This window comes from Fimbriimonadia bacterium (assembly GCA_039961735.1).
Taxonomy (GTDB): domain Bacteria; phylum Armatimonadota; class Fimbriimonadia; order Fimbriimonadales; family JABRVX01; genus JABRVX01.
This window is the reverse complement of record JABRVX010000003.1, coordinates 48,590-69,594: the sequence shown is the minus strand read 5'-3', so window position 1 is coordinate 69,594 and position 21,005 is coordinate 48,590. Positions and strand designations below refer to the sequence as shown.

Below are 21,005 nucleotides of genomic sequence, written 5' to 3'. Positions count from 1 at the left end.
CCTCCAATGCACTGGAGGCGCCGAGCGGAATCGAACCGCTGAATGAGGGTTTTGCAGACCCTTCCCTTAGCCACTTGGGTACGGCGCCCCGTCTGAGCCAATTATACCTAGAAGGCCGGCGAGGCGAGGTCGGATCACTTCGCGTCTCGGGTGGTGTGCTTGACCTCTGTCACGGTCAGATCGTCGTTCAGGCGGTATACGTAGATGTGGTACTTCGAGCCGCTTAAGTTGGGTTGCCGCTCTGCGTTCTTCCGGAGGTCGCAGAAACACGACCTGCTGCTCGTGAACAGCGGATCGTGCATCGAGCTTCGTACCACCACGAGCACGCCGTCAGCCTGCTTCGGCTTGGCTTCCGACCAACCTGACTGGCGCATCACCTGCCTGGCAACGTCTCGGGTGGCGGTCGAAGGCGCGATGACGGTCATTCGGCTGCCGCGCATCACTTGGGCATCGAGCGATGTTGCGACCAACACAAGGACGAGTGCGAGCGCGATAGCGCCCGCTACCATTCTGCGGTTGTAATGCATGGCTTGCCTCCCTGTTAGGATGGACGCCGTCGTCCGCGCCGGCGTCAGGCAGAGTGTGCCGACAAGTCCGTGTACGGTGCGGTTCACTATGCGGCGGGGCAGTGCACTGGATTCCCGCTCTCGCGGGAATGAAACTTACTATGCGAAGGCTGATACCATTTGTCATTCCCGCGGAGCCGGGAATCCAGTTGCGTAGCGCAGACGTCCTAGGCAGCTACCGAGCAAGCGCCTGCACAACGTCGGCCCCAGCGTAGGCCGCCCGAGCGACCGGGGCATGGCGCCCACTCCACCTACATCCGCAGCAGAACCGACTCGCGCCGAAAAATGCGCTCGGCCACCGCCACACCAACGACGGCATACACCGAGCACGACCCCAGAGCAAGCGCTACGAACTCGAGCGGCGTGCCGCCCTCGATCTGCATCCGCACCAGTGCCGTGCAGTTGTACACCGGAACCAGCGCCGCCACAAGACCGTCCGGCAACTCCCCGAACCCTCCGAAGATGCTGTACATCGCAGGAAGCATCACGGCTAGGCTGAGGGGCATAAGGTAGGTCTGCGCCTCGCGCTGATTGCGTGCGTAGCTCGAGACGATCAGCAACATCGCAGAGAAGAACACTCCCAACGGCACCATCACACCCAGGGAAAGGAACACGGGTGACCAGGAGAAACTGGACCCTATCACCGGGCGCAGTGGGGGAATGCCGCTGTTGGACGCAAGCACCACACCTGCAAGCGCACTCACTCCTGCCATGATGCACGCCGTCAGCACGGCCAGGAACTTGCCCCACACTAGGTCGCCGCGCCCGACCGGACTTACGAGAGCCGTCTCGAGCGTTCCGCGCTCCTTTTCTCCGGCCACGGCGTCGAAGGCCGTGGGCACCCCCCCGAAGAAGGTGGCGAGGACGAGAAGGTACGGCAGAAACAGCGCGAGGACCGAAGGCTCCGCTGGAGCGCTTGTCGGCGCCGCTTCTAGGCTCTCCAACCCAATGGCGACTGCGCGAGCCGCCTCCGGGCTCACCCCGTGCGCTTGGAGCCTACGCCCGACTACCAAGCTGTCCACCGACCCGAGCGCGTTCATGATCACCCGAGAAGCCCGCACAGAGTTCGGCGAGCCGGACTTGGTGATAACGGTCGCCTGCGCAGTACGCTCCAGGTACAGGTCTTCGTCCGGGTTACCGCTCAGTACCAACACGACGTCGCATTGCCCGGCTGCCATCGCGCACTCCGCTTCCGGTCTCTCAGTGAAACGGTAGTAGGTGAGCTGCGCCGTGGAATCAGCGGCAACCTGCTCTCGCACCAGATCGAGGAACACCGGCGCACTCGGGCCGACCAAGCCGACGCGAACACGCTCCGGACCACCGACCTTGGCATGCCGTGGAGGCTGGGTACCAGTCTGGCTCGCCTCCTGGATGTCGGAGGCCAAGAGGGCGAAACCCGCGAACGCCACGATGACCGCGGCAAACGGGCTAACCAGCGATGTCAGAATCACTCGCTTGTCGCGCAGCGCCTCGCGCATTTCCTTGCGATACACCTTCAGCGCGTTGGGCATGCTCACACCCGGAACAACACCGATTCCCGACGGAACATCAGTACGACCGCCAGGAACGCGGCGCCTGCGAGCACGCACGAGGTCAACATCGTGAGAGCGAACATCGTCCAGTTCAACTCGCCCATCAGGATTTGGCGGATGACCATCGCGGAGTTGAGCACGGGCACGAAGCCTATCCAGAGCTTCGAGGCGAGGTCCGTGAAGCCGATGAACTGGCTGGCAATCGCGGGGACCATCACGACGAAGCTGATGGCCGAGGTGTATGTGTTCGCCTCGCGCTGGTTTCTTGAAAAGGCGGACACCGCGGTGAGCACCGCCGCGAACATCACGACCAGCGGCAGCATCGTCAGGAGCGAGGTCAACGTGCCACCCAGCGACACGTGGATGCCCCCCTTGAGCAGAGGCTTCGACAGTTCGAACCCCGGCAGTACGACGATGAGCAACCCCACGAGCCCCGAGATGGAACTGGCGAGGCATACCAATGCCATTGAGAGGAGCTTGCCCAGCGCGATCTGCACACGGCCCGCAGGCGAGACCAGTAGCGTCTCCAGCGTGCCGCGCTCCTTTTCGCCGGCTACCGAGTCTGCGGCGAGGCTCATTCCACCGAAGAACGCGAACACCACCAGGAGATAGGGTAGCAGCGTGGACACGATGTCACCGCCGAACTCCTTGGCTTCGGTGGTAGCCACCGTCTCTACTCGAATGGGTTCCAGGTCTTGCTCTCGAAGTCGCTTATTCGCAAGCACCTCTGCACGGCGCTTAGCGTTCAGCGTCTGGGCTGCGGCCTCCAGCCTGGCCAGAGCAAGCTGCGCGGGCAGGCTCTTCTTGTCTAGGTAGGCCTTTACCTCCACGGGCTTGCCGCCGCCGATCGCACTCGCAACGTCCCCCTCGAACGCCACAAGCATCCGCACATCCTTCTCGCGGACCAACACCAAACCTTCCTCCAGGGTCGGCACGCTCCGCGTTCGGAAGGCTTGCTTGGCGACGTCCATCTCCAGAAGGGGTTTGCCGAGGGAGGCGTTGAGCACCGCGATCTCGGACTCGCCCGGCTTGTCCAGAAACCCATGCAGGGCGCCAAGGAACAGCGAGATCACCACCACCAAGCCCACCGGCAGCAGGATCGCACCGACCAGCACGCGGCGGTCGCGTACGAACTCGTGCAGTTCCTTGGCCAGCAGCAGAAGGGTGGTTCTCACGCGAGGTCCTCTTCGTCGCGAATGCCGATGAGGGCGAGGAACACCTTCTCCATCTGAGTCTCGCCTGTGGTTGCGCGCAGTTGCTCTAGCGGGCCGCAGGCGGTGATGCGGCCCTCGTGGATGACCGCGATGCGGTCGCACAAGCGCTCGGCCTCGCTCATGATGTGCGTGGAGAAGATGACGGTCTTGCCCTGCGCGCGGCACTCCTCGATGAAGCGAATGATGGTGCGGGAGGTGACCACGTCCAAGCCGACGGTGGGCTCGTCGAAGAAGATGACAGGCGGGTCGTGCACGATGGTGCGGGCGATGGAAACACGCTGCTTCTGACCCGTGGACAGCTTGTCGCACAGACGGTCCGCGAAGTCGGCGATGCCCAGGCGGTGGATGACGCTGTTTGTGCGCTCCTCTAGGTTGCGTCCCTGCAGGCCGTAGAGGCCGGCGATGTAGCGGATCATCTCGCGGGGAGTGAGGCGGCCGTAGAGCGCGGTTGTGGTGGAGAGAAAGCCGATGCTCTGGCGGACCTGTTGGGCTTGGCTGCGAATGTCGTAGCCGGCGACCGTGGCACTACCTGCCGTCGGTTCGATGATGGTGGCGAGGATGCGGAGGAGGGTGGTCTTCCCCGCCCCGTTTACACCCAGAACGCCGAATATCTCGCCGGGATGGCACTCGAACGATGCATCTTCGAGAGCGTGCACATCGCCCCTCCTTTTGTCGAAGAAGGTCTTGACGAGGCCCTCGGCGCGCACCATTTCGTGCGTAGTGTACCAGGCAGTGGGGCTGGTCCGTTTCTGCGATCCTCGGCGCCGTTCGCGTAATCAATCCCGATGCCTCCGCTGCTGGAGCGGTTCCTACTTCGGCATTGCTGCTGCACTCTGATGCCAAAGCATGGGGGGCGGGAGTCTTTGCCAGGGGGAAAGACTGGGGCCAACGGCACGGGGATTGCAGCGACCCGGTCGGGATGAAAGCCTTCACGAGACCACTTCCGGAGACCTTGGTGTTGCTGGCCATCGGCCTTGCAGACATGGTGGTCACCATCCTGCTTGTCGGCTCCGGGCTGTGTCGCGAGCTAAACCCTCTGATGGCTCCGCTGCTTAATCACCACTGGGCAACGTTTGCGGGGGTCAAGGTGCTCACGCTGCTGGGTGCAGCCGTGGGCTGCGAATGGTACCGGCGGCGCGACGAGGAGTTCGTCCGAAAATGGGTGCGTGTGGGGATCGTGAGCTACCTCGTTCTCTGGGCAGCCTGGTTCGCCACCGGATGGGACCCGTTCGCCGCCGCATAGGCTAGAGGAAGAGCCGCACCGCCCCCACCACCATTACCCCACCCGCTACGATGACGAACGACTTCACCGCCCATTCATCCCGGATGACCACCCGTCGCCCCGTTGCCACCGAATAGAGGCTGACGAGGCCGCAGCCCAAGGCGTACAGAAAGGCCATCGGCCCAGCCGGATGCGCCCGAAACGCGGCGCTGACGTTTCCTCTCGCCATGTTGCTGAACGCGGTCGTCAGCCCGCACGATGGGCAAGGCTTGTGGTAAACGACCAAAAACCCGCAGGGCGGCATGCCAAGCTGAGTGTGCGTCCCAGTCCCGGTTGGCGAGGGCGTCAGGAGCGCCGCGACGAGCACCATGCCCCCGCAGAGAACCAGCAGGGCCACCTCGGCCACCAGGCGCTTGCGGGGCATGGGAACCGTTCGAACGAGAGGCCGTTGACGGGACGACTCGACCGCGTTCACGTTCGTAGTGTAGCATGAGGTGCAACCACTCCCACCGTGGAACACCTTAGGAGTCTCAATGATCCCGCTTCGCCGGACCGTCGTCTCGATCGCTCTCGCTCTGCTCACGCTCTGCGCCACGCTCGCGGGGCAGCAGCCGGCCATCACGTACGTCGTGACGCCGGACTTGGGTGCAAAGAGCTATCACGTTTCGATGAGCGTTCGCGACGTGCACAACTCGCCTTTGGATGTGCGCATCCCGGCGTGGTGCCCCGGCTGGTATGTGCTGACCGAGTACCACAAGAACATCCGGCGCGTTTCGGCCAAGACGACCTCGGGCGTGAGGCTGGAGGTGGCCGAAGCAGGCGACAGGGTTTGGAGGATCGAGAACCGAGGTGCGGCGGGAGTGGTAGTGGAGTACCAGGTGCGGGGGAACGATGCCGGTTTCGGCTTCTTCGGCTCCCACCTCAGCGAGCGCAACGGTTTCATCAACCCCGCCTCGCTGTGCATGTACCCCACGGGGCGTACCCAGGAGCCGGTCGCTATTCGATTCGACCTGCCCAGTGGCTGGAATATTGCGACTGCCCTAGACCCCGGTGGCCGCGAGAGCGAGTTCGTGGCGCAGGACTACGACGAGCTGGTGGACAGTCCGTTCGAACTGGGCTACTTCAAGCGTGTGGACTTCCAGGCGGCGGGGGTGCCGATGTTCGCGACGTTCACGTATCGCGGCGAGATGCGGCCCAACGCCGACAAGATCGTCTCCGACCTGAAGCTGATTGCCGAGACCCAGATCGCGATGTTCGGTGGGGCGCCCATGAAGCGGTACTTCTGGAACATCCATTTGGATACTGGGAGCTTCGGCGGAGGGCTGGAACACCGCGCCTCCACCACGCTCAACGTGCAGAACAACGCCGACTTGGACTTGCGGTGGCTTGCTTCGCACGAGTTTTTCCACCTGTGGAACGTAAAGCGGATTCGGCCCAAGCTTCTCGGCCCGTTCGACTACACGGGGCCGCAGCGGACGGGCAACCTATGGTTCGCCGAGGGGGTGACCAGCTACTACGGCGATCTGACTCTCTACCGATCCGGCATGATTGACCGCGATCAGTGGCTGCGGACCATCACGAACCAAATAGAGACACTGCAGGGCAGCAGCGATAGGCTGAAATACACCGCCGAGGAGGCTAGCCGTCGGGCTTGGGAGGGCGGAAGCCAGGGCTACGGCAACCTGAGCTACTACAACAAGGGCTTTCTGATGGGTCTGCTGCTCGATTTGTCCATCCGCACTCGGACCGGCGGCGAGAAATCGCTGGACGACGTGATGCGGCACATGATGAAGAAGCACAATCCTCCCAAACCCGGTTATGACGAAGACGGCATCCTTGTCGCAATCAACGAAGTGACGGGGCTCGACTTCACCCCCCTCTATACGCGCCTGGCGCGCACGACGGAGGAACTGCCCTATGGCGAGGTGTTCACGGCCGCGGGGTTGCAATATGGAAGTGGCGAGCAAGGCGAATCGGGGCTGACGCTGGTGCTGGCCAACGCTCAGGCCTACCCGCGGGTGCAGGAGGTGAGCCCGAACTCGATGGCAGAGGTGATGGGGCTTCAGCCGGGGGACTTCATCGTCTCGGTGAACGGCACCGACGCACGCGGGCGTGTGGACCCGTTGGCAGGCATCGCTGCAGGTACGGACGTGGCCATCTCGGCGCTGCGTCGGAGCGAGAAGCTGTCGCTGGCCGGCACAATGGGCTCGCGGACCTACTCCGGCGCTTCCCTATCGCTCGCACCCAACCCAACGCCGCTGCAACAGCGTGTCCTCGACGGCTGGCTGAAGCGGTAGGTTCATCGAACCCGATCTTGTACCCAAAAAACGCACAGGTGCAGGAAGGAATCTGGCAGGAGGGTGCGGAAGGAACGGAAGGTCAAATTCATCCTGACCCGGGCTCCACGGATCGGGGCCGTCCCTGACCGCCGGAAGAGCCAAATTGGTGGAGAGTGAGGATACAATGCAGTTCTACAATGTGAAGACACGACAGCCCGTCGAGGTGGCCGAGAAGGACATCAAGAAGCAGAAGATGGAACGCAAGACCTCCAAGGGCAAGCAGGTCCGCTATGCCGTAACTGCGACGGTGGACGGGACCAAGCTGTTCAAGTTCATCAACGAGGAGACGTTCAAGTCGCTCAAGGTCCCCGAGGTCAAGTAGAGCGGGCTTGTGCGCTGGTCGGGGCCTCACGGAGGCCCGCGGCCAAAGTCACAACACCGATGTGAACGGCAGATTGCGCCGGTCGGAGGCTGCCGACCCGGTCTAGGGGACGGTCCGACGTGTGGGTGGACTTACGTTTTTGTGCCCGCATTAGGTACCGGGTCGGACGCCCCGTCCGGTTTGCGTATTATTGCGCAAATACGGTAACTTATCACCGGGCGATCCCGGAGCCGACCGAAACCACCGGTTATTGCGACGGTTCAGGAGTCCGCCCGGGAGTGTCATGAGCAAAGACGCGAGCCGTACATCTCAACCAGAGAGCAGTACCCCATCGCAAGAGTCCGTACACCGGCACGCTCATGATGCCGTGGTGCTGCCGCGCTCGGCCTTCCACACGCTGCTTGACGCACTGGAGAGACGTGACTATCGGATTCTAGGGCCGGTACTGCGCGAAGGAACCATCACCATCGATCGCATTACCGGCGAAAACGACCTCCCCATCGGCTGGACGGACGTTCATGCACCAGGCAGCTACCGCATCGAGAAGCGAAGCGATCAGCGTTTGTTCGGCTACGTGGTCGGACAGCACTCGTGGAAGCGCTTCCTGAACCCGCCGGTGACGACCTTGATGCGGGTTCGCAGGGAGAACGGCCGGATCGCCATCACCTCTGAGCCGCTGCCGACTGAGAAGTATGCGTTCCTCGGCGTCCGCTCGTGCGACGTCGCTGGCATCCGCATCATGGATCGCGTGATGCTGGAAGGGCCCTATGCAGACGAGCGCTACCGGGCGCGCCGTAGGAATGCCCTGATCATAGCGGTGAACTGCAGTGAGGCGAAAGGTTGCTGCTTCTGCGTGTCCATGGACACGGGGCCCAAGGCAGCGAGCGGCTTCGATCTGGCCCTGACCGAAGTTCTCGATGGTGATGAGCACTATTTCGTGCTCGAAGCCGGGAGCGACTCGGGGCACGAGATTCTTGCCGAGTTGTCCACTCGGCCGGTGAAAGAGGCCGAGCGTAAGGCCGCCGATGCGGAGGTTGCCAGGGCCGCTTACCAGATGGGTCGTGCGCTGAACACGCGTGGACTTGCCGAGAAGCTTGCGGGGAGCCACGAGCATCCCCGCTGGGCGCAGGTTGCCAAGCGATGCCTCTCGTGCGGCAACTGCACGATGGTGTGCCCAACCTGCTTCTGCATGACGATCGAAGATCACAGCGATTTGACGAACGAGAATGCGGAGCGCAGACGTCTGTGGGACTCGTGCTTCAGCCAGGAGTTCTCGTATATTCATGGAGGGCACGTGCGCGATTCCGTTGCATCCCGCTATCGGCAGTGGCTGATGCACAAGCTCTCGACATGGCAAGATCAGTTCGGTTCATTCGGGTGCGTGGGATGCGGGCGATGCATCGTGTGGTGCCCGGTCGGCATTGACATCACAGAGGAGGCCGCGGCGATCGTCGGAGGCGTTGATCGCCCGGGATAGGGAGCAAGATGGAGACGCTGGAGAGGATTCTTAGGGAGCACAAGTTCTTTCGCGATTTGGAACCGCAGCACATCGAGCTGCTGGTCGGGTGCGCCTCGAACGTCCGGTTCAGTGAGGGGGAGTTCATTTGCCGTGAGGGCGACGAGGCGACGCAGTTCTTCCTGATTCGTGCAGGTAGCGTCGCGCTGGAGATCAACACGCATGATCGCGGGCCCCTCGTCGTGCAGACGCTCGGCGAAGGCGATATCCTAGGTTGGTCTTGGCTTATTTGGCCCTACAAGTGGCATTTCGACGCACGGTGTTTGGACTTGGTGCGAGCTATTGCACTCGATGCGACGTGCCTTCGCACGAAGTGCGAAGCAGATCACCATCTGGGCTACGAGATCCTCAAACGCTTCGGGCATGTGGTGGTGGAGCGATTGGAGGCGACTCGACTGCAGCTCCTCGACGTGTACAGGGTGACGCCGTGAGGTCTTTGGTATGGCGCTAGCCGCAGTCGCCCCTGACGTTCTCCTGCCCCGTCCGTTCGCCATCACCCGATACGTCAGGGACACACACGACACTTTCACCATCGAGTTGGAGCCCGCGGATGGCGGCGGCCCGATCACCTTCGAGCCGGGGCAGTTCAACATGCTGTATGCCATGGGAGTGGGCGAGGTACCCATCTCTATCAGTGGTGACCCGGCGAAGCCCGAGAAGTTGGTGCACACCATACGCGCTGTCGGACCTGTCACCAAGGCGATGCAAGCGATGGGCAAGGGTGACATGATCGGTGTGCGTGGCCCCTATGGCAGCGCGTGGCCCATGGAGACAGCTAGGGGTAACGACCTGCTAGTAATTGCAGGAGGGATCGGTCTTGCCCCTCTTCGTCCCGCCATCTATTGGGGACTTGCGCATCGCCAGGAACTTGGGCGTCTAGTGATCCTTTACGGTACCCGGACGCCGCACGACATGTTGTTTCGCAAAGAGCTCGAAAAGTGGAGGGGCCGCCTGGATGTATCGGTGCGTGTCACCGTTGACCGAGCGGAGCCAGGATGGAAGGGCAACGTGGGTGTGGTGACTACGCTAATTCCACGGGCAGGTTTCGACCCGGTAGACGTAGTCGCGCTCGTGTGCGGGCCGGAAGTCATGATGCGCTTCTGTGCTCGCGAACTGGTGAACCACGGCGTCTCTCCCGACCGTATCTTCCTATCACAGGAGCGAAACATGAAGTGCGGGGTCGGCCTGTGTGGGAGATGTCAGTACGGTCCCACTTTCGTGTGCAAGGACGGGCCTGTGTTCTCGTATGAGCGCGTGAGTCCGCTACTCGGAAAGCGTGAGCTATGAGTGACGGTAAGAAACCAAAACTGGCGGTGTGGAAGTTCGCGTCCTGCGACGGGTGTCAGCTGTCGCTATTGGACTGCGAGGACGAGCTGCTCGCGGTCGCCGAGGCGGTGCAGATATGCTACTTCCCGGAGGCTACCGACACGTTCGTGAAAGGACCGTACGACGTGTCGCTGGTGGAGGGCTCGATTACTACTCCGCACGATGCCGAGCGGATACACGGGATACGGCGATCCTCCAAGACGCTGATTACGATAGGAGCGTGTGCGACTGCTGGTGGTATTCAGGCACTCCGTAATTTCCGCGACGTGAAGGACTTCACGCGGATCGTCTACGCTTCGCCGGAGTACATAGACACGCTCGGAAAGTCCACACCGATTGCGGACCACGTGAAGGTGGACTTCGAGCTCCGCGGATGCCCGATCAACAAGAGCCAACTCATCGAGGTCATCGCCGCGTTCCTGGCGGGGCGCAAGCCGAATGTGCCCGCATACAGCGTGTGCATGGAGTGCAAGCGTCGCGGGACTGTCTGCGTGATGGTCGCGCACGGCACTGCCTGTCTCGGGCCCGTCACGCAGGCGGGTTGCGGGGCGATCTGTCCCGCGTACGACCGCGGCTGCTACGGTTGCTTCGGGCCCAAGGAGACGCCTAACACCAGTTCCCTTGCCCACTGGTTCGGGGAACACGGCAAGCATAACCGCGAGCTGGTACGCATGTTCCGAAGCTACAACGCCTATGCGGAGCCCTTCCGTGCGGAGAGCGAGGCCCATGAGCAATAGACGGATCAAGGTGGACTACATGACGCGCGTCGAGGGGGAGGGCGCGCTGACTGTTCGAATCAAGAACGGCCAGGTACAGGACGTCAAGTTCCGCATCTTCGAGCCGCCTCGCTTCTTCGAAGCGTTCCTTCGCGGACGGGATCATCGGGAAGCGCCGGACATCACGGCGCGCATCTGTGGCATCTGTCCCATCGCTTACCAGATGAGCGCAGTTCACGCGATGGAGGATGCCTTTGGTGTAGAGGTCGGAGGGCAGCTTCGAGCCCTGCGACGACTGATCTACTGCGGTGAGTGGATCGAAAGCCATGTCCTGCACATCTTCATGTTGCACGCCCCGGACTTCCTCGGCTATCCCGACGTGATTGCCGTCTCCAAGGATCACCCCGAGCTCGTGCAGAAGGCGCTGCAACTCAAGAAGGCTGGCAACGAGATCGTGGCGCTTCTCGGTGGCAGGGAGATTCATCCGGTGAATGTGAGAGTGGGTGGGTTCTATCGCACCCCCTCTCGCCGAGAACTGGACGAACTGGCAGAGAAGCTGAAACCTGCCAGAGACATTGCGCTGGATGCTGTCAGCTGGACTGCTTCCCTTCCCTTCCCGGATGTCGAGCGTGATTACGAGTTCGTCGCCCTCAGCCACCCGGACGAGTACCCGTTCTGCGAGGGCCGATTGGTCTCGAACAAGGGGCTGAACATCGCGATACGCGAATACGACGCACACTTTGCCGAGCAGCATGTCGCCCATTCGAATGCGCTTCAGTCCAGGAACAAGGACGGTGGGGCGTACAAGGTCGGACCGCTTGCCCGCTACAACCTCAACTTCGACAAGCTGCGACCCATCGCCCGACAGGCGGCGTTGGAGGCCGGGCTGAAGAAGGACTGCCGCAATCCCTTTATGAGTATCGCGGTCCGGGCCGTAGAGACGCTCCACGCGTGCGACGAGGCACTGGCAATCATAGAGCAGTACGAGCCACCGGAAGCGCCGTGCGTGGAATATGAAGTGAGTGCTGCGACGGGCTATGGCTGCACGGAAGCACCCCGTGGTATCTGCTACCACCGATACAGCGTGGACAACGAAGGTCTTATAGTGGACGCACAGATCGTACCGCCCACCTCTCAGAACCAGCCTACGATCGAGGCGGACCTCGAACATGTTGTGCGTCAGTTTATGAATCTGCCCGATGACGAGCTGACCAAACGCTGTGAGATGACAGTCCGCAACTACGATCCATGCATTTCGTGTGCAACGCACTTCTTGAAGCTGAACATCATCCGAGATTAGGAGTAGCATGCTTTGAAGGTGTTGTTCGTTATCAACGATAGCCCCTACGGCAACGAGAAGGCGTTCAACGCCTTCAGGCTGCATTCCGCACTCCGCACTGCAGATCCGACTGCGGAGCTGAGAGTGTTCCTGCTATCCGACGGAGTGTACTGCGCGATACCCCAGCATCAGCGGCCAGAGGGAAGCTATGACATCGAGGCCATGCTCACCGATGCAATTGCCGGTGGGACTAAGGTGCTCGCCTGTGCGACGTGTCTCGATCATCGTGGGCTGTGGGGCCACAAGCTGATCGCCGGCGTCGAACATGCGACTATGAAGGAGCTATCCGAGTGGACGCTGACATCGGACCGGGTGGTGACCTTCTGAGCGCTCGCGCGCTCATTGTGGGCATCGGCAACGACATGCGGGGGGATGACGCAGCAGGCTTGCTCGTGGTTCGGCGCCTTCGCGAGTTGGGCGTGGATGCCGATCTCCGTGAGTGCGACGGCGACGGGGCTGAGATGATGGAGCTTTGGCGCGATGCGGAAGAGGTTGTCCTGATAGACTCGGTCCACTCCGGATCACCTCCTGGTACCATCCATCGGTTCGACGCATGTGAGCAGCCCATTCCCGCTGCCTTTCGCCACAACCCCTCCACCCACCTATTCAGCGTTGCAGAGGCGATAGAGCTGGCCCGATCTCTACTAAGACTACCACCGCGCCTGACCGTGTATGGCATAGAGGGGGCGCAGTTCGGCGTGGGGGCAGATGCGTCTCCCAGGGTTGCCGCAGCCGTAGACACCGTGGCAGCCGAGATCGCCCTATTCGTAGCGCAGGGTGGCGAGAACCGACCATCACGGTAATGCTGAGGTAACAGCATACCACGCCACCCCAACCCCGTCATGCTTCGACAGGCTCAGCATGACGGGTCTTGTCACTTAGCCCCGAGACGAAGTGCAGTGCTCATATCGAGACAGACGCCGAATGGCGAGACCAAACGAGCAAGGTCATGATAGCCGCCCAGTAACCCGGGTCCCGTCAGACGATCTGGCCCTGGAGCGCGTCGTAGTCGTCCTCGCGGACCGGCTTCAGGCCCGCAACGTCCTCTGCCTCATAGTCCAGCAGCTTCAGCCAGTCCTCTTGCGTATCCGTCTTTGGGAAGATCTCGTTCTCGCGGAACTCGGTGCGGATGGCGGTTGTCAGGTCTTCCACGGACACACCCCCATCCTGCTCCCCCTGCTCGATAGCGCGACGGATGGCATAGTCTTTCGCTCGATCCACCGACGACTTGAGAAGCGCACCACTCACCAAGTCCGACCAGTGCAGAACGTCGCGGCTACCGTTGCGCAGGAACACGGTGAGGAACTGCGTCTCGGTGGTGCGGCGCCACAGGTACTCGGCCGCCCGATGGATGGCGCACTCTCGGGCAGCATCGGAGTCCCCGTCGAACTCCGCGCGAAGCGCGGGGTCGAGCGGCACGCCGGAGTGAAGGTAGATACGTAGGATGTCCTCGGTCGCGAGTCGGTCCGGACGACCTATTTTCACCTTGCGGTCGATTCGCTCGGGCCGCAGCACCGCCGGGTCTATGTAGTCGGGTCGGTTGGAAGTGAGCATCACCACCACGTTCTGCAGCTCTACCAACCCATCCATCTCCGCACAGAACTGCGGTACGACGGTGTTGGAGATGTTCAGCCATCGGCCCGAACTGCGTGTGCGCAGGATCGACTCGCACTCGTCAATAAAGATGAACACCAGCTTCCCATCGCTCGCCTTCTCGCGTGCGGTGGTGAAGATCTCGCGCACCATGCGTTCGGTCTCGCCCAGCCACATGTTCAGGATGCGCGGGCCGCTAATGAACATGAAGTACTCCTCCACCTTCTCTCCGCGGACTTTGGAGTACTCCTGTGTCAGGTTGTAAGCGGTCGCCTTCCCTATCAGCGTCTTCCCGCAGCCGGGCGGGCCATAAAGCAGGATGCCTTTGATTGGCTTCTTGTCGAACCTCCGGTACACCTCGGGGTGGAGCAGCGGGTATTCGATCGTGTCCTTGATTAGGCGGATTGCTTCTTCTTGGCCTCCCACCTTGCTCCACGGAAGCTCGGGGACATCCTCCAAGTAGTAGTCACGCACTTCGTTACGCCCATAGTGCTCCACCGCGAGGCGGAAGGTCGGGTCCATTCGCACCTCATCGCCTGGCTCGATCTTGGCGTCCATAATGGGCGCACCGCGCCGCACTATGCGTCCACCCGAGCCCTGCACGTCGGTGGCTACACGAAGGCGACCCTCGTCGTACACATCGGTAACCTTGACAATCTGCCCACCCGAATGCACGCCGAGGTCTTCCAACACGGTGTACGCCTCGTTCACACGTACCTGCGTGCCGGGCTGAAGGTTTGCCAAGTCTGCCTTCGGATCGAGATTGGCCACGAACTCGGTGTCACCGAGCGCGATCAGTGCGTAATCGTCCTTCTTGCCCAAATACACGCAGACCCGATTGGCGGGCGAGGTCAGTTTCTCGTACGCTTCCTCGAACTCGGCCAGCGCCTGCTGCATCTTCTCGCGGTCTTCGGCGTCCATCTGGAGCCGCACCTGAAGGCTCCGGAGGTAGTTCAGCAGTCGCGGGTTGTCGCGCGGCACCATGCGGATTAGCTCCTCCAGGATGGCCAGAGCGTTGCTCCCCCGTTGCTCTTCGTCTCTTGTGCCGTCGAAAACGCTGTCGCTCATGTTCTCCCTAGTCCCGTCCACTCGGGATGACTTGATTAATAGTGTACGTCGTCCGGTACGTTGACCATCGAGATGAGAGCCCTTCTTCCGCCCAATGAACGCGAAACCGAGCCCTACCTGTCCTTAACGTTCCCAGACCCGCCGGATGCGCGCCCCCATACCGTGATCAACATGGTTTGCACGCTTGACGGCCGTATCGTCAACGTTCAGAACGCCAAAGGCCTCGGTTCTGCGACAGACAAGCGCCTGATGGAGAGGATAAGGACCCAGGTGGACGCCGTGCTGATTGGGGCGGGGACTCTGCGGGCCGACCCGAGGATGGGGTATCCGCTGGGGCTTACGCGGGCCGTTCTATCTCAGAGTGGGCAGCTGCCGAAGGACCTCAGCTTCTTCGAGGAGGCACCGGAGAGGGCGATTCTGTACCTGGCCAGCGGCGATGTCCCTGCTCTGCCCTCCGGCGCCGAGGTCGTGCGGGTGGCCGACGCCACGGATGCTGTCCGGCACCTGAGACGTGCGAGAGGGGTTCGGACGTTGCTCGTGGAGGGTGGATCCATCTTGAACGGGCACCTGATTCGGGCTGGTTACGTGGACGAATTGTTCCTTACGCTCGCTCCGAAGCTGCGCGGCGGCGACGGGCCGACCGTCATTACCGCGCCTGCATTCCCGTCAGACGCCCTGCCCCGTCTGAGGCTTCTCTCGGTGTTCGAGGAGGAGGGCGAGCTGTTCCTGCGGTATGCGTTTCGACACGGGACGCAACCCGGCGCCGGGCCGATGACGTAAGAGCGGTAGCGAGGAGGCGAAGCGAGTGGAGGAACCCGTAGTCTATTCACCGCCCGCGTGCATCCAGTGGTTCGAGGTCGGTGCGGGCGGAATCAAGCAGGACGCGAGGGCCAAGGCTAAGGCAGCGAAGGTCGGGCTGCAGGAAAAGGACCTGGGCACGGCGCTGAAGGAGGGTCTCTCGGCGGCGATGCGCGCGGGTCGGGCAGCGATGGCGAACCTGGCGGGAAAGCGCAGCGAGGCCACCGAGGTCCGGCTGTACGAAGACCACTTCGAGCTGGTCTCGCTGCTGAAGACGGTCTCCATCCCCTACAAGGAGGTGCGCTCCATCGCGCCTTCGCCGGGTGGCAAGCACCGGTATACGCTCACCCTGCGCTCGGGCGAGCACACTCTGTCGCCAGTGGCCTACTTAGTCTCCGGCAGCGCACGCGTGCCGGTCGGCTGGCAAAGGAACGGGATGGAGGTTCCGTACCTGCTGCTGATCGAAGAGCTTGCAGCCCGGTGTGGGGTGGAGGTCACCGGGCTGGGCTGACGCAGCCCAGCCCGCCCCGGGTGGCTTGCGGGTAGCTCCGGGGCTCGTCACGTCGCTCGCATGTTGGCACAGATCCCACTCCGTGATACAATTCTTAGAGCAGACATGCTAAACAGTGCTGCGCGCATCCGCAGGCGAGGCTGCGGCAATGCGTTCCCGGTGCGAAGTGCACCCAGGAGCGGGTCCCGAGCAGGTCATACTGTGCCGCGTAGTCCCACAACGCTGGTTCACGCAGCAACAGAAAGGGAGATGACCGGTGACAAGTTCTTTTTGGCGACTGCTCGCCGGCGCGGTCATAGCCGGCCCGTTGGCGACACCCGCTGACATCCTCGATCCGAATCTTATTCCCAAGTATGGCCAGTCACTCGTGATTCCGCCCGCAATGCCCAAAACCACCAAAGCGTTGCAGAAGGGGTCGCCGAGCGTAGACTACTATGAGATTGCGGTGAGGCAGTTCGAGCAACAGATATTGCCTTCACCCTACCCGGCCACGACCGTCTGGGGCTACGGTTCCGTCAACCACCCTGGTTCTTTCAACTACCCATCGTTCACCATCGAGGCAAGGGTAAACCGGCCTGTGCGAGTGAAGTGGATCAACGATCTAGTGGACGCGAACGGGGACTTCCTTCCTCACCTGCTGCCGATCGATCAGACATTGCACTGGGCCAACCCCCCAGGTGGCCTCATGGGTCGTGACATGCACGGGTACGATCCGACGCCCTATACGGGCCCCGTTCCAATCGTGACGCACGTGCACGGAGCCCACGTCGGACCGGAGAGCGATGGCTATCCCGAGGCGTGGTATCTCCCCAACGCGCGGAACATTCCACCAGGCTATGCCACCGTCGGCACTCACTTCGGTCAGTTCGACCAGTCGAACACCGATCCTGGGACCGCTGTGTTCCAGTATCCGAACGACCAGCCTGCCGCGACCCTGTGGTATCACGACCACACACTAGGTATGACCCGGGCCAACGTCTATGCCGGACCGGCAGGCTTCTACATCCTGCGTGGCGGGCCGACCGACGTTCAAGGTAACCGGCTTCCGGGTCCAGCCCCCGCCTGGGGTGACAGACCGGGCACGCGGTACTACGAGATTCCGATCGCCATTCAAGACCGCACATTCAATGAGGACGGCTCGCTCTTCTACCCTGCCAACCGCGCATACTTCGAGGGCTTGCTACCCAGTCAGTTGCAGATTCCGTTCATCCCGGACTACGGCTGCACGGGTCCCAGCGATGTCTCACCCATCTGGAACCCCGAGTTCTTCGGGAATACCATGGTTGTGAACGGGCGCACGTGGCCTACACTGGACGTCGAGCCCAGAAGGTACCGCTTCCGGCTTCTCAACGGCTGCAACTCGCGATTCCTGATTCTGAAGCTGGTGGCCGGCAATCCGACGGTCCGCCCTGCCTCGGCTGCATTGCCGTTCTGGCAGATCGGAGCTGAAGGCGGCTTCCTCCCTGCGCCCGTGCAACGGGATGCGCTTCTGATGGGTCCTGCCGAGCGTGCCGATGTGATAGTGGACTTCACCGGGCTACCCGAAGGTACCGACCTGTATCTGATCAACGAAGGACCGGACGAGCCGTTTTCGGGAGGAGTTCCGGGACAGGACTTCGACTACGCAGACCCGTTTACCACGGGCCAAGTGCTGAAGTTTGCAGTGGGGTCACTCGTGAGCAGAGACCTCAGCACTCCACCTGCACAGCTCAAGCTGCCCAAGCAGAAAAGACTGGGTACGGAGGTGCGCTCGCGGCGGTTGGCCCTCGGCGAAGTGGACTCCGCGACGGTGATGGTGAGCGAGGACAACGACGGCAACATCGTGTTGGACTGCGGGGACGGCGAGCCCTTCGGACCGACGGCTGCGCTACTGGGTACGCTTAACCCCGACGGCTCCCCGAACCTGCTGCGCTGGATGGATCCGATCACCGAGAACCCTGGCGTCGGAGACACAGAGATCTGGGAGATCCATAACTTCACCATGGACGCGCATCCGATTCACCTCCACTTGGTCATGTTCGAGGTCGTGGATCGCACGCCGATGGGTGACGTGATCGGGAGCGCAATGACCCGGGGGCCCGAGTTATGGGAGACCGGCTTCAAGGACACAGTGATTGCGTATCCTGGCGAAATCACCCGCGTGAAGGCGCGCTTCGACATCCCAGGCCTGTACGTGTGGCACTGCCACATCGTGGAGCACGAAGACAACGAGATGATGCGACCCTATCGAGTGGGTCCGTAGAAGACTCGGGAACCGGCCATCTACCGAGGGCCCTGAAAGCGGCCCTCGGTAGATTACGGACACCCACGAGTTGCTCGTAAGCCTGGCGGGCATCCCTAGGAGTACTTAGGGGTCGCGCTGAGCGTGCCGTAGCGCCGTCCGGCAGCGCACGCGTGCCGGTCGGCTGGCAAAGGAACGGGATGGAGGTTCCGTACCTGCTGCTGATCGAAGAGCTTGCAGCTCGGTGCGGGGTGGATGTGGGGACTGAATAGGCATCGAGCCTGCGAGGCCGTTCACTGCGGACCGATCCAGGTGGGATGTGAGGGTCTGTCATAGATGGGGCCTTCGGTCGTGGTGGGGCTTGGATGAGAGTGGCCAGGTCGTCTCGCCATTCCCTCGTGATAGCGGCGATGGAGATTGCGCCTCTCACCTGTGCCTCATACGCGAGCGAACGAGTGTTACCCTGATGCCGAGCTTGGGCTGCGAGCGCGGGTTATCGTCATGCTGAGCCTGTCGAAGCATGACGATGCCCGACTATCCAGAGTGGAGATACCACCATGCGGACCACGAGCGCATGCTTCGACGGGCTCAGCATGACGGGTGCTTCGACGGGCTCAGCATGACGGGTGCTTCGACGGGCTCAGCATGACGCCACAACAGATGACACGGTGTTAGGGCGGGACGAGCACGAACAGCATGACAGTGCTCGGTACAGAGCAGTACCTACCCCACCAGTTCCCGACAGCGGGAGGCGATGCGGGAAGCGTTGGGCACCACCTCGAGCTCCAGGTTCGCGGCGTAGGGCATCGGCACGTTGAGGCCTCCCACGCGCATCACGGGGGCGTCCAAGTCGTCGAAGCAGGACTCCCCGATCCGCGCAGCAATCTCAGCTCCGAAAGCGCCAGACCTCCATGCCTCATACGCAACCAGCGCTCTGTGTGTCTTCCTGACCGATGCGAAGATGGTGTTCGTGTCGAGTGGTAGCAGGCTGCGCACGTCCACGACCTCTGCGGAAATGCCGTCCTTCTCCAACATCTCCGCGGCTTTGAGAGATTCCACCCGCATCCGCGACCAGGTGATGATGCTCAGGTCCGTACCCTGGCGCACCACCTCCGCCTCACCGAATGGTGTCATGAACTCGGAGTCTTCCGGCACCTCGCCCTTCGCTGCGTACAGGCCAGGCGCCTCGATCAAGATGACGGGGTTCTCATCGCGTACCGCAGTCTTCAGCATTCCCTTCGCATCCGCCGGAGTGGACGGGCACACCACCTTCAGGCCTGGCACATGTGCATAGATGCCTTCCAGCGACTGGGAGTGCTGGGCGGAGAGCTGACGCCCCGCGCCCCCGGGCCCACGCACTACCATCGGTACTTTCGCCTGACCACCCGTCATGTAATGGATCTTGGCCGCATGGTTGATGATCTGATCCATGGCGAGGATGGAGAAGGACATCGTCATCATCTCGACGACCGGCCGCAATCCTGCCATCGCCGCGCCGATTGCGATGCCCACGATACCGGGCTCGGAGATGGGAGTGTCCCAGACTCGTGCTTCCCGAAACTGCTCGAACAACCCCGCAGTTACCCGAAACGTGCCTTGGTAGCGACCGATGTCTTCGCCCATGATGAACACATTGTCATCGCGTTCGATCTCCTCGATCAGAGCTGTTCGAAGGGCGTCACGATAGGTCATCGTTGCCATCAGTGCCCCACCTCCGGCATCATGTCGGTGTAAACGTGCTGGTACACCTCTTCGATAGGTGGTTCGGGGGATGTATCCGCGAACGCATACGCCTCCTCCACCACCCTTTGTATCTCGATGTCCCACAATTCCATGTCGGCTTCGGTAGCTATCTCCTCCCGGATCAATCGGTCACCATGGATACGAAGTGGGTCACGGTTGCGCCACTCGGCGACCTCTTCATCCGTGCGGTAGAGATTCTGGCTCACATCGGCGGCGCCGTGTCCCACGAAACGGTAGTTCATCACTTCGACGCAGTACGGACGGGAGGTCTCGCGCACCTGCGCGATGATACGATCGGCATCACGGCGTACCTGTACCACGTCCATGCCATCCAGTCTCTCGTGACCCATTGCGAAGGGAGCGGCCCGCTTGTGCAGTTCTGTGTCTGCAGCATGGTATTCCAAGCGCGTTCCCATGGCAAACTGATTGTTTTCGATGATGAACACGATGGGCAGGTCCCATAGCGAAGCCATGTTCATCACCTCGGGCACGACTCCGGCATTCACGGCGCCGTCGCCCATGAAGCAGAGCACCACCTGGCCCGTGTTATGGTACTTGGCTGCGAACGCCAGCCCGACCCCCAACGGCACGTGTCCGCCTACGATCCCCCATCCCCCATAGAAGCCCCGCGGGATGTCGTAGAGATGCATGGACCCGCCCTTTCCACGCGCACAGCCGGTCACCCGCCCTAACAGCTCCGCCATCACCACTTTGGGGTCGGTACCCATCTGCAGCGCAAAGCCGTGCACTCGGTACGCACCTATCACCGAGTCCCCGGGATGCAGCGCCGAAAGCCAGCCGACACCTGTTGCTTCCTGCCCGATGTACAGGTGAAGGTATCCGCCGATCTTGCCTGCACGATAGGCGAACTCGCACTTTTCCTCGAAGCGACGGATCAGCAGCATGTCCTTATAAAACTGCTTCAGTTGTTCGGCATCCGCCACTGCGGGCCTATTCCTTGCCGGTGTACTCACGTGCA

At 61.9% G+C, this 21,005-nt stretch carries 21 protein-coding genes and 1 tRNA gene; 13 read left to right on the top strand and 9 right to left on the bottom strand.

Translation table 11 applies throughout. The annotated features are described in order from the left end of the window. Positions 1-12 precede the first annotated feature (12 nt). The 5 genes from HRF45_01065 to HRF45_01045 form a co-directional block, all read right to left on the bottom strand. Positions 13-88: transfer RNA gene (locus HRF45_01065), tRNA-Cys, on the bottom strand. A gap of 46 nt (positions 89-134) precedes the next feature. Continuing rightward, positions 135-527: a hypothetical protein gene (locus HRF45_01060; protein MEP0765119.1), complete on the bottom strand. Its 393-nt coding sequence runs from the start codon at positions 525-527 to the stop codon at positions 135-137. Positions 528-817: 290 nt separating this feature from the next. Continuing rightward, positions 818-2,077 (bottom strand): ABC transporter permease, encoded by a 1,260-nt coding sequence (locus HRF45_01055; protein MEP0765118.1) that lies wholly within the window; start codon positions 2,075-2,077, stop codon positions 818-820. A gap of 2 nt (positions 2,078-2,079) precedes the next feature. Beyond that, on the bottom strand, positions 2,080-3,273 hold the full coding sequence (locus HRF45_01050; GenBank protein ID MEP0765117.1) for an ABC transporter permease: 1,194 nt from the start codon (positions 3,271-3,273) through the stop codon (positions 2,080-2,082). Then, on the bottom strand, positions 3,270-4,022 hold the full coding sequence (locus HRF45_01045; GenBank protein ID MEP0765116.1) for an ATP-binding cassette domain-containing protein: 753 nt from the start codon (positions 4,020-4,022) through the stop codon (positions 3,270-3,272). Before HRF45_01045 ends, HRF45_01050 begins: the two co-directional genes overlap by 4 nt. A 245-nt stretch (positions 4,023-4,267) precedes the next feature. Between HRF45_01045 and HRF45_01040 the strand changes: the two genes are divergently transcribed. After that, the gene (locus HRF45_01040; GenBank protein MEP0765115.1) at positions 4,268-4,555 is read left to right on the top strand and encodes a hypothetical protein; all 288 of its coding nucleotides are present in this window, start codon (positions 4,268-4,270) and stop codon (positions 4,553-4,555) included. Between the two features lies 1 nt (position 4,556). On the opposite strand, the gene HRF45_01035 is transcribed toward HRF45_01040, so the two are convergent. Beyond that, positions 4,557-4,958 carry a DUF2752 domain-containing protein gene (locus HRF45_01035; protein ID MEP0765114.1) on the bottom strand — a complete coding sequence of 134 codons (402 nt, stop codon included), beginning with the start codon at positions 4,956-4,958 and terminating at the stop codon, positions 4,557-4,559. A gap of 109 nt (positions 4,959-5,067) precedes the next feature. On the opposite strand from HRF45_01035, the gene HRF45_01030 reads away from it, so the two are divergent. The 9 genes from HRF45_01030 (at position 5,068) to HRF45_00990 (ending at position 12,895) form a co-directional block, all read left to right on the top strand. Continuing rightward, a complete protein-coding gene (locus HRF45_01030; protein ID MEP0765113.1) occupies positions 5,068-6,831 on the top strand; it encodes a M61 family metallopeptidase in 1,764 nt (587 codons plus the stop codon). Between the two features lie 148 nt (positions 6,832-6,979). Continuing rightward, entirely contained in the window at positions 6,980-7,195 is a 216-nt protein-coding gene (locus tag HRF45_01025) for a hypothetical protein (protein ID MEP0765112.1), read from the top strand. Positions 7,196-7,478: 283 nt separating this feature from the next. Further along, positions 7,479-8,672 (top strand): 4Fe-4S dicluster domain-containing protein, encoded by a 1,194-nt coding sequence (locus HRF45_01020; GenBank protein MEP0765111.1) that lies wholly within the window; start codon positions 7,479-7,481, stop codon positions 8,670-8,672. Positions 8,673-8,680: 8 nt separating this feature from the next. Beyond that, complete coding sequence (locus HRF45_01015; protein ID MEP0765110.1) at positions 8,681-9,142, top strand: cyclic nucleotide-binding domain-containing protein; 462 nt, start codon at positions 8,681-8,683, stop codon at positions 9,140-9,142. 10 nt (positions 9,143-9,152) lie between these two features. After that, the gene (locus HRF45_01010; protein ID MEP0765109.1) at positions 9,153-9,998 is read left to right on the top strand and encodes an FAD/NAD(P)-binding protein; all 846 of its coding nucleotides are present in this window, start codon (positions 9,153-9,155) and stop codon (positions 9,996-9,998) included. Continuing rightward, positions 9,995-10,774, top strand: a complete 780-nt coding sequence (locus HRF45_01005; protein MEP0765108.1) for an oxidoreductase — start codon at positions 9,995-9,997, stop codon at positions 10,772-10,774. The genes HRF45_01010 and HRF45_01005 overlap by 4 nt, the downstream gene beginning before the upstream one ends. Continuing rightward, positions 10,764-12,053 (top strand): Ni/Fe hydrogenase subunit alpha, encoded by a 1,290-nt coding sequence (locus HRF45_01000; protein MEP0765107.1) that lies wholly within the window; start codon positions 10,764-10,766, stop codon positions 12,051-12,053. The genes HRF45_01005 and HRF45_01000 overlap by 11 nt, the downstream gene beginning before the upstream one ends. 12 nt (positions 12,054-12,065) lie before the next feature. After that, complete coding sequence (locus HRF45_00995) at positions 12,066-12,419, top strand: DsrE family protein (GenBank protein MEP0765106.1); 354 nt, start codon at positions 12,066-12,068, stop codon at positions 12,417-12,419. 35 nt (positions 12,420-12,454) lie between these two features. After that, positions 12,455-12,895: a hydrogenase maturation protease gene (locus tag HRF45_00990; protein ID MEP0765105.1), complete on the top strand. Its 441-nt coding sequence runs from the start codon at positions 12,455-12,457 to the stop codon at positions 12,893-12,895. 175 nt (positions 12,896-13,070) lie between these two features. Here the strand turns inward: HRF45_00990 and HRF45_00985 are convergent, their stop codons facing one another. Then, positions 13,071-14,753, bottom strand: a complete 1,683-nt coding sequence (locus HRF45_00985) for an AAA family ATPase (GenBank protein MEP0765104.1) — start codon at positions 14,751-14,753, stop codon at positions 13,071-13,073. A 72-nt stretch (positions 14,754-14,825) separates the two neighbouring features. Here HRF45_00985 and HRF45_00980 point away from each other — a divergent pair, with 72 nt between their 5' ends. The 3 genes from HRF45_00980 to HRF45_00970 all read left to right on the top strand — a co-directional run bounded on the left by HRF45_00980 (position 14,826) and on the right by HRF45_00970 (position 18,304). Further along, complete coding sequence (locus HRF45_00980) at positions 14,826-15,533, top strand: RibD family protein (GenBank protein MEP0765103.1); 708 nt, start codon at positions 14,826-14,828, stop codon at positions 15,531-15,533. Between the two features lie 25 nt (positions 15,534-15,558). Continuing rightward, positions 15,559-16,062 (top strand): hypothetical protein, encoded by a 504-nt coding sequence (locus HRF45_00975; protein ID MEP0765102.1) that lies wholly within the window; start codon positions 15,559-15,561, stop codon positions 16,060-16,062. A 382-nt stretch (positions 16,063-16,444) separates the two neighbouring features. After that, positions 16,445-18,304, top strand: a complete 1,860-nt coding sequence (locus HRF45_00970; GenBank protein MEP0765101.1) for a multicopper oxidase domain-containing protein — start codon at positions 16,445-16,447, stop codon at positions 18,302-18,304. Positions 18,305-19,006: 702 nt separating this feature from the next. On the opposite strand, the gene HRF45_00965 is transcribed toward HRF45_00970, so the two are convergent. Then, positions 19,007-19,984, bottom strand: a complete 978-nt coding sequence (locus HRF45_00965) for an alpha-ketoacid dehydrogenase subunit beta (protein ID MEP0765100.1) — start codon at positions 19,982-19,984, stop codon at positions 19,007-19,009. Further along, a complete protein-coding gene (pdhA, locus tag HRF45_00960; GenBank protein ID MEP0765099.1) occupies positions 19,984-21,000 on the bottom strand; it encodes a pyruvate dehydrogenase (acetyl-transferring) E1 component subunit alpha in 1,017 nt (338 codons plus the stop codon). Before pdhA ends, HRF45_00965 begins: the two co-directional genes overlap by 1 nt. Between the last annotated feature and the right edge of the window lie 5 nt (positions 21,001-21,005).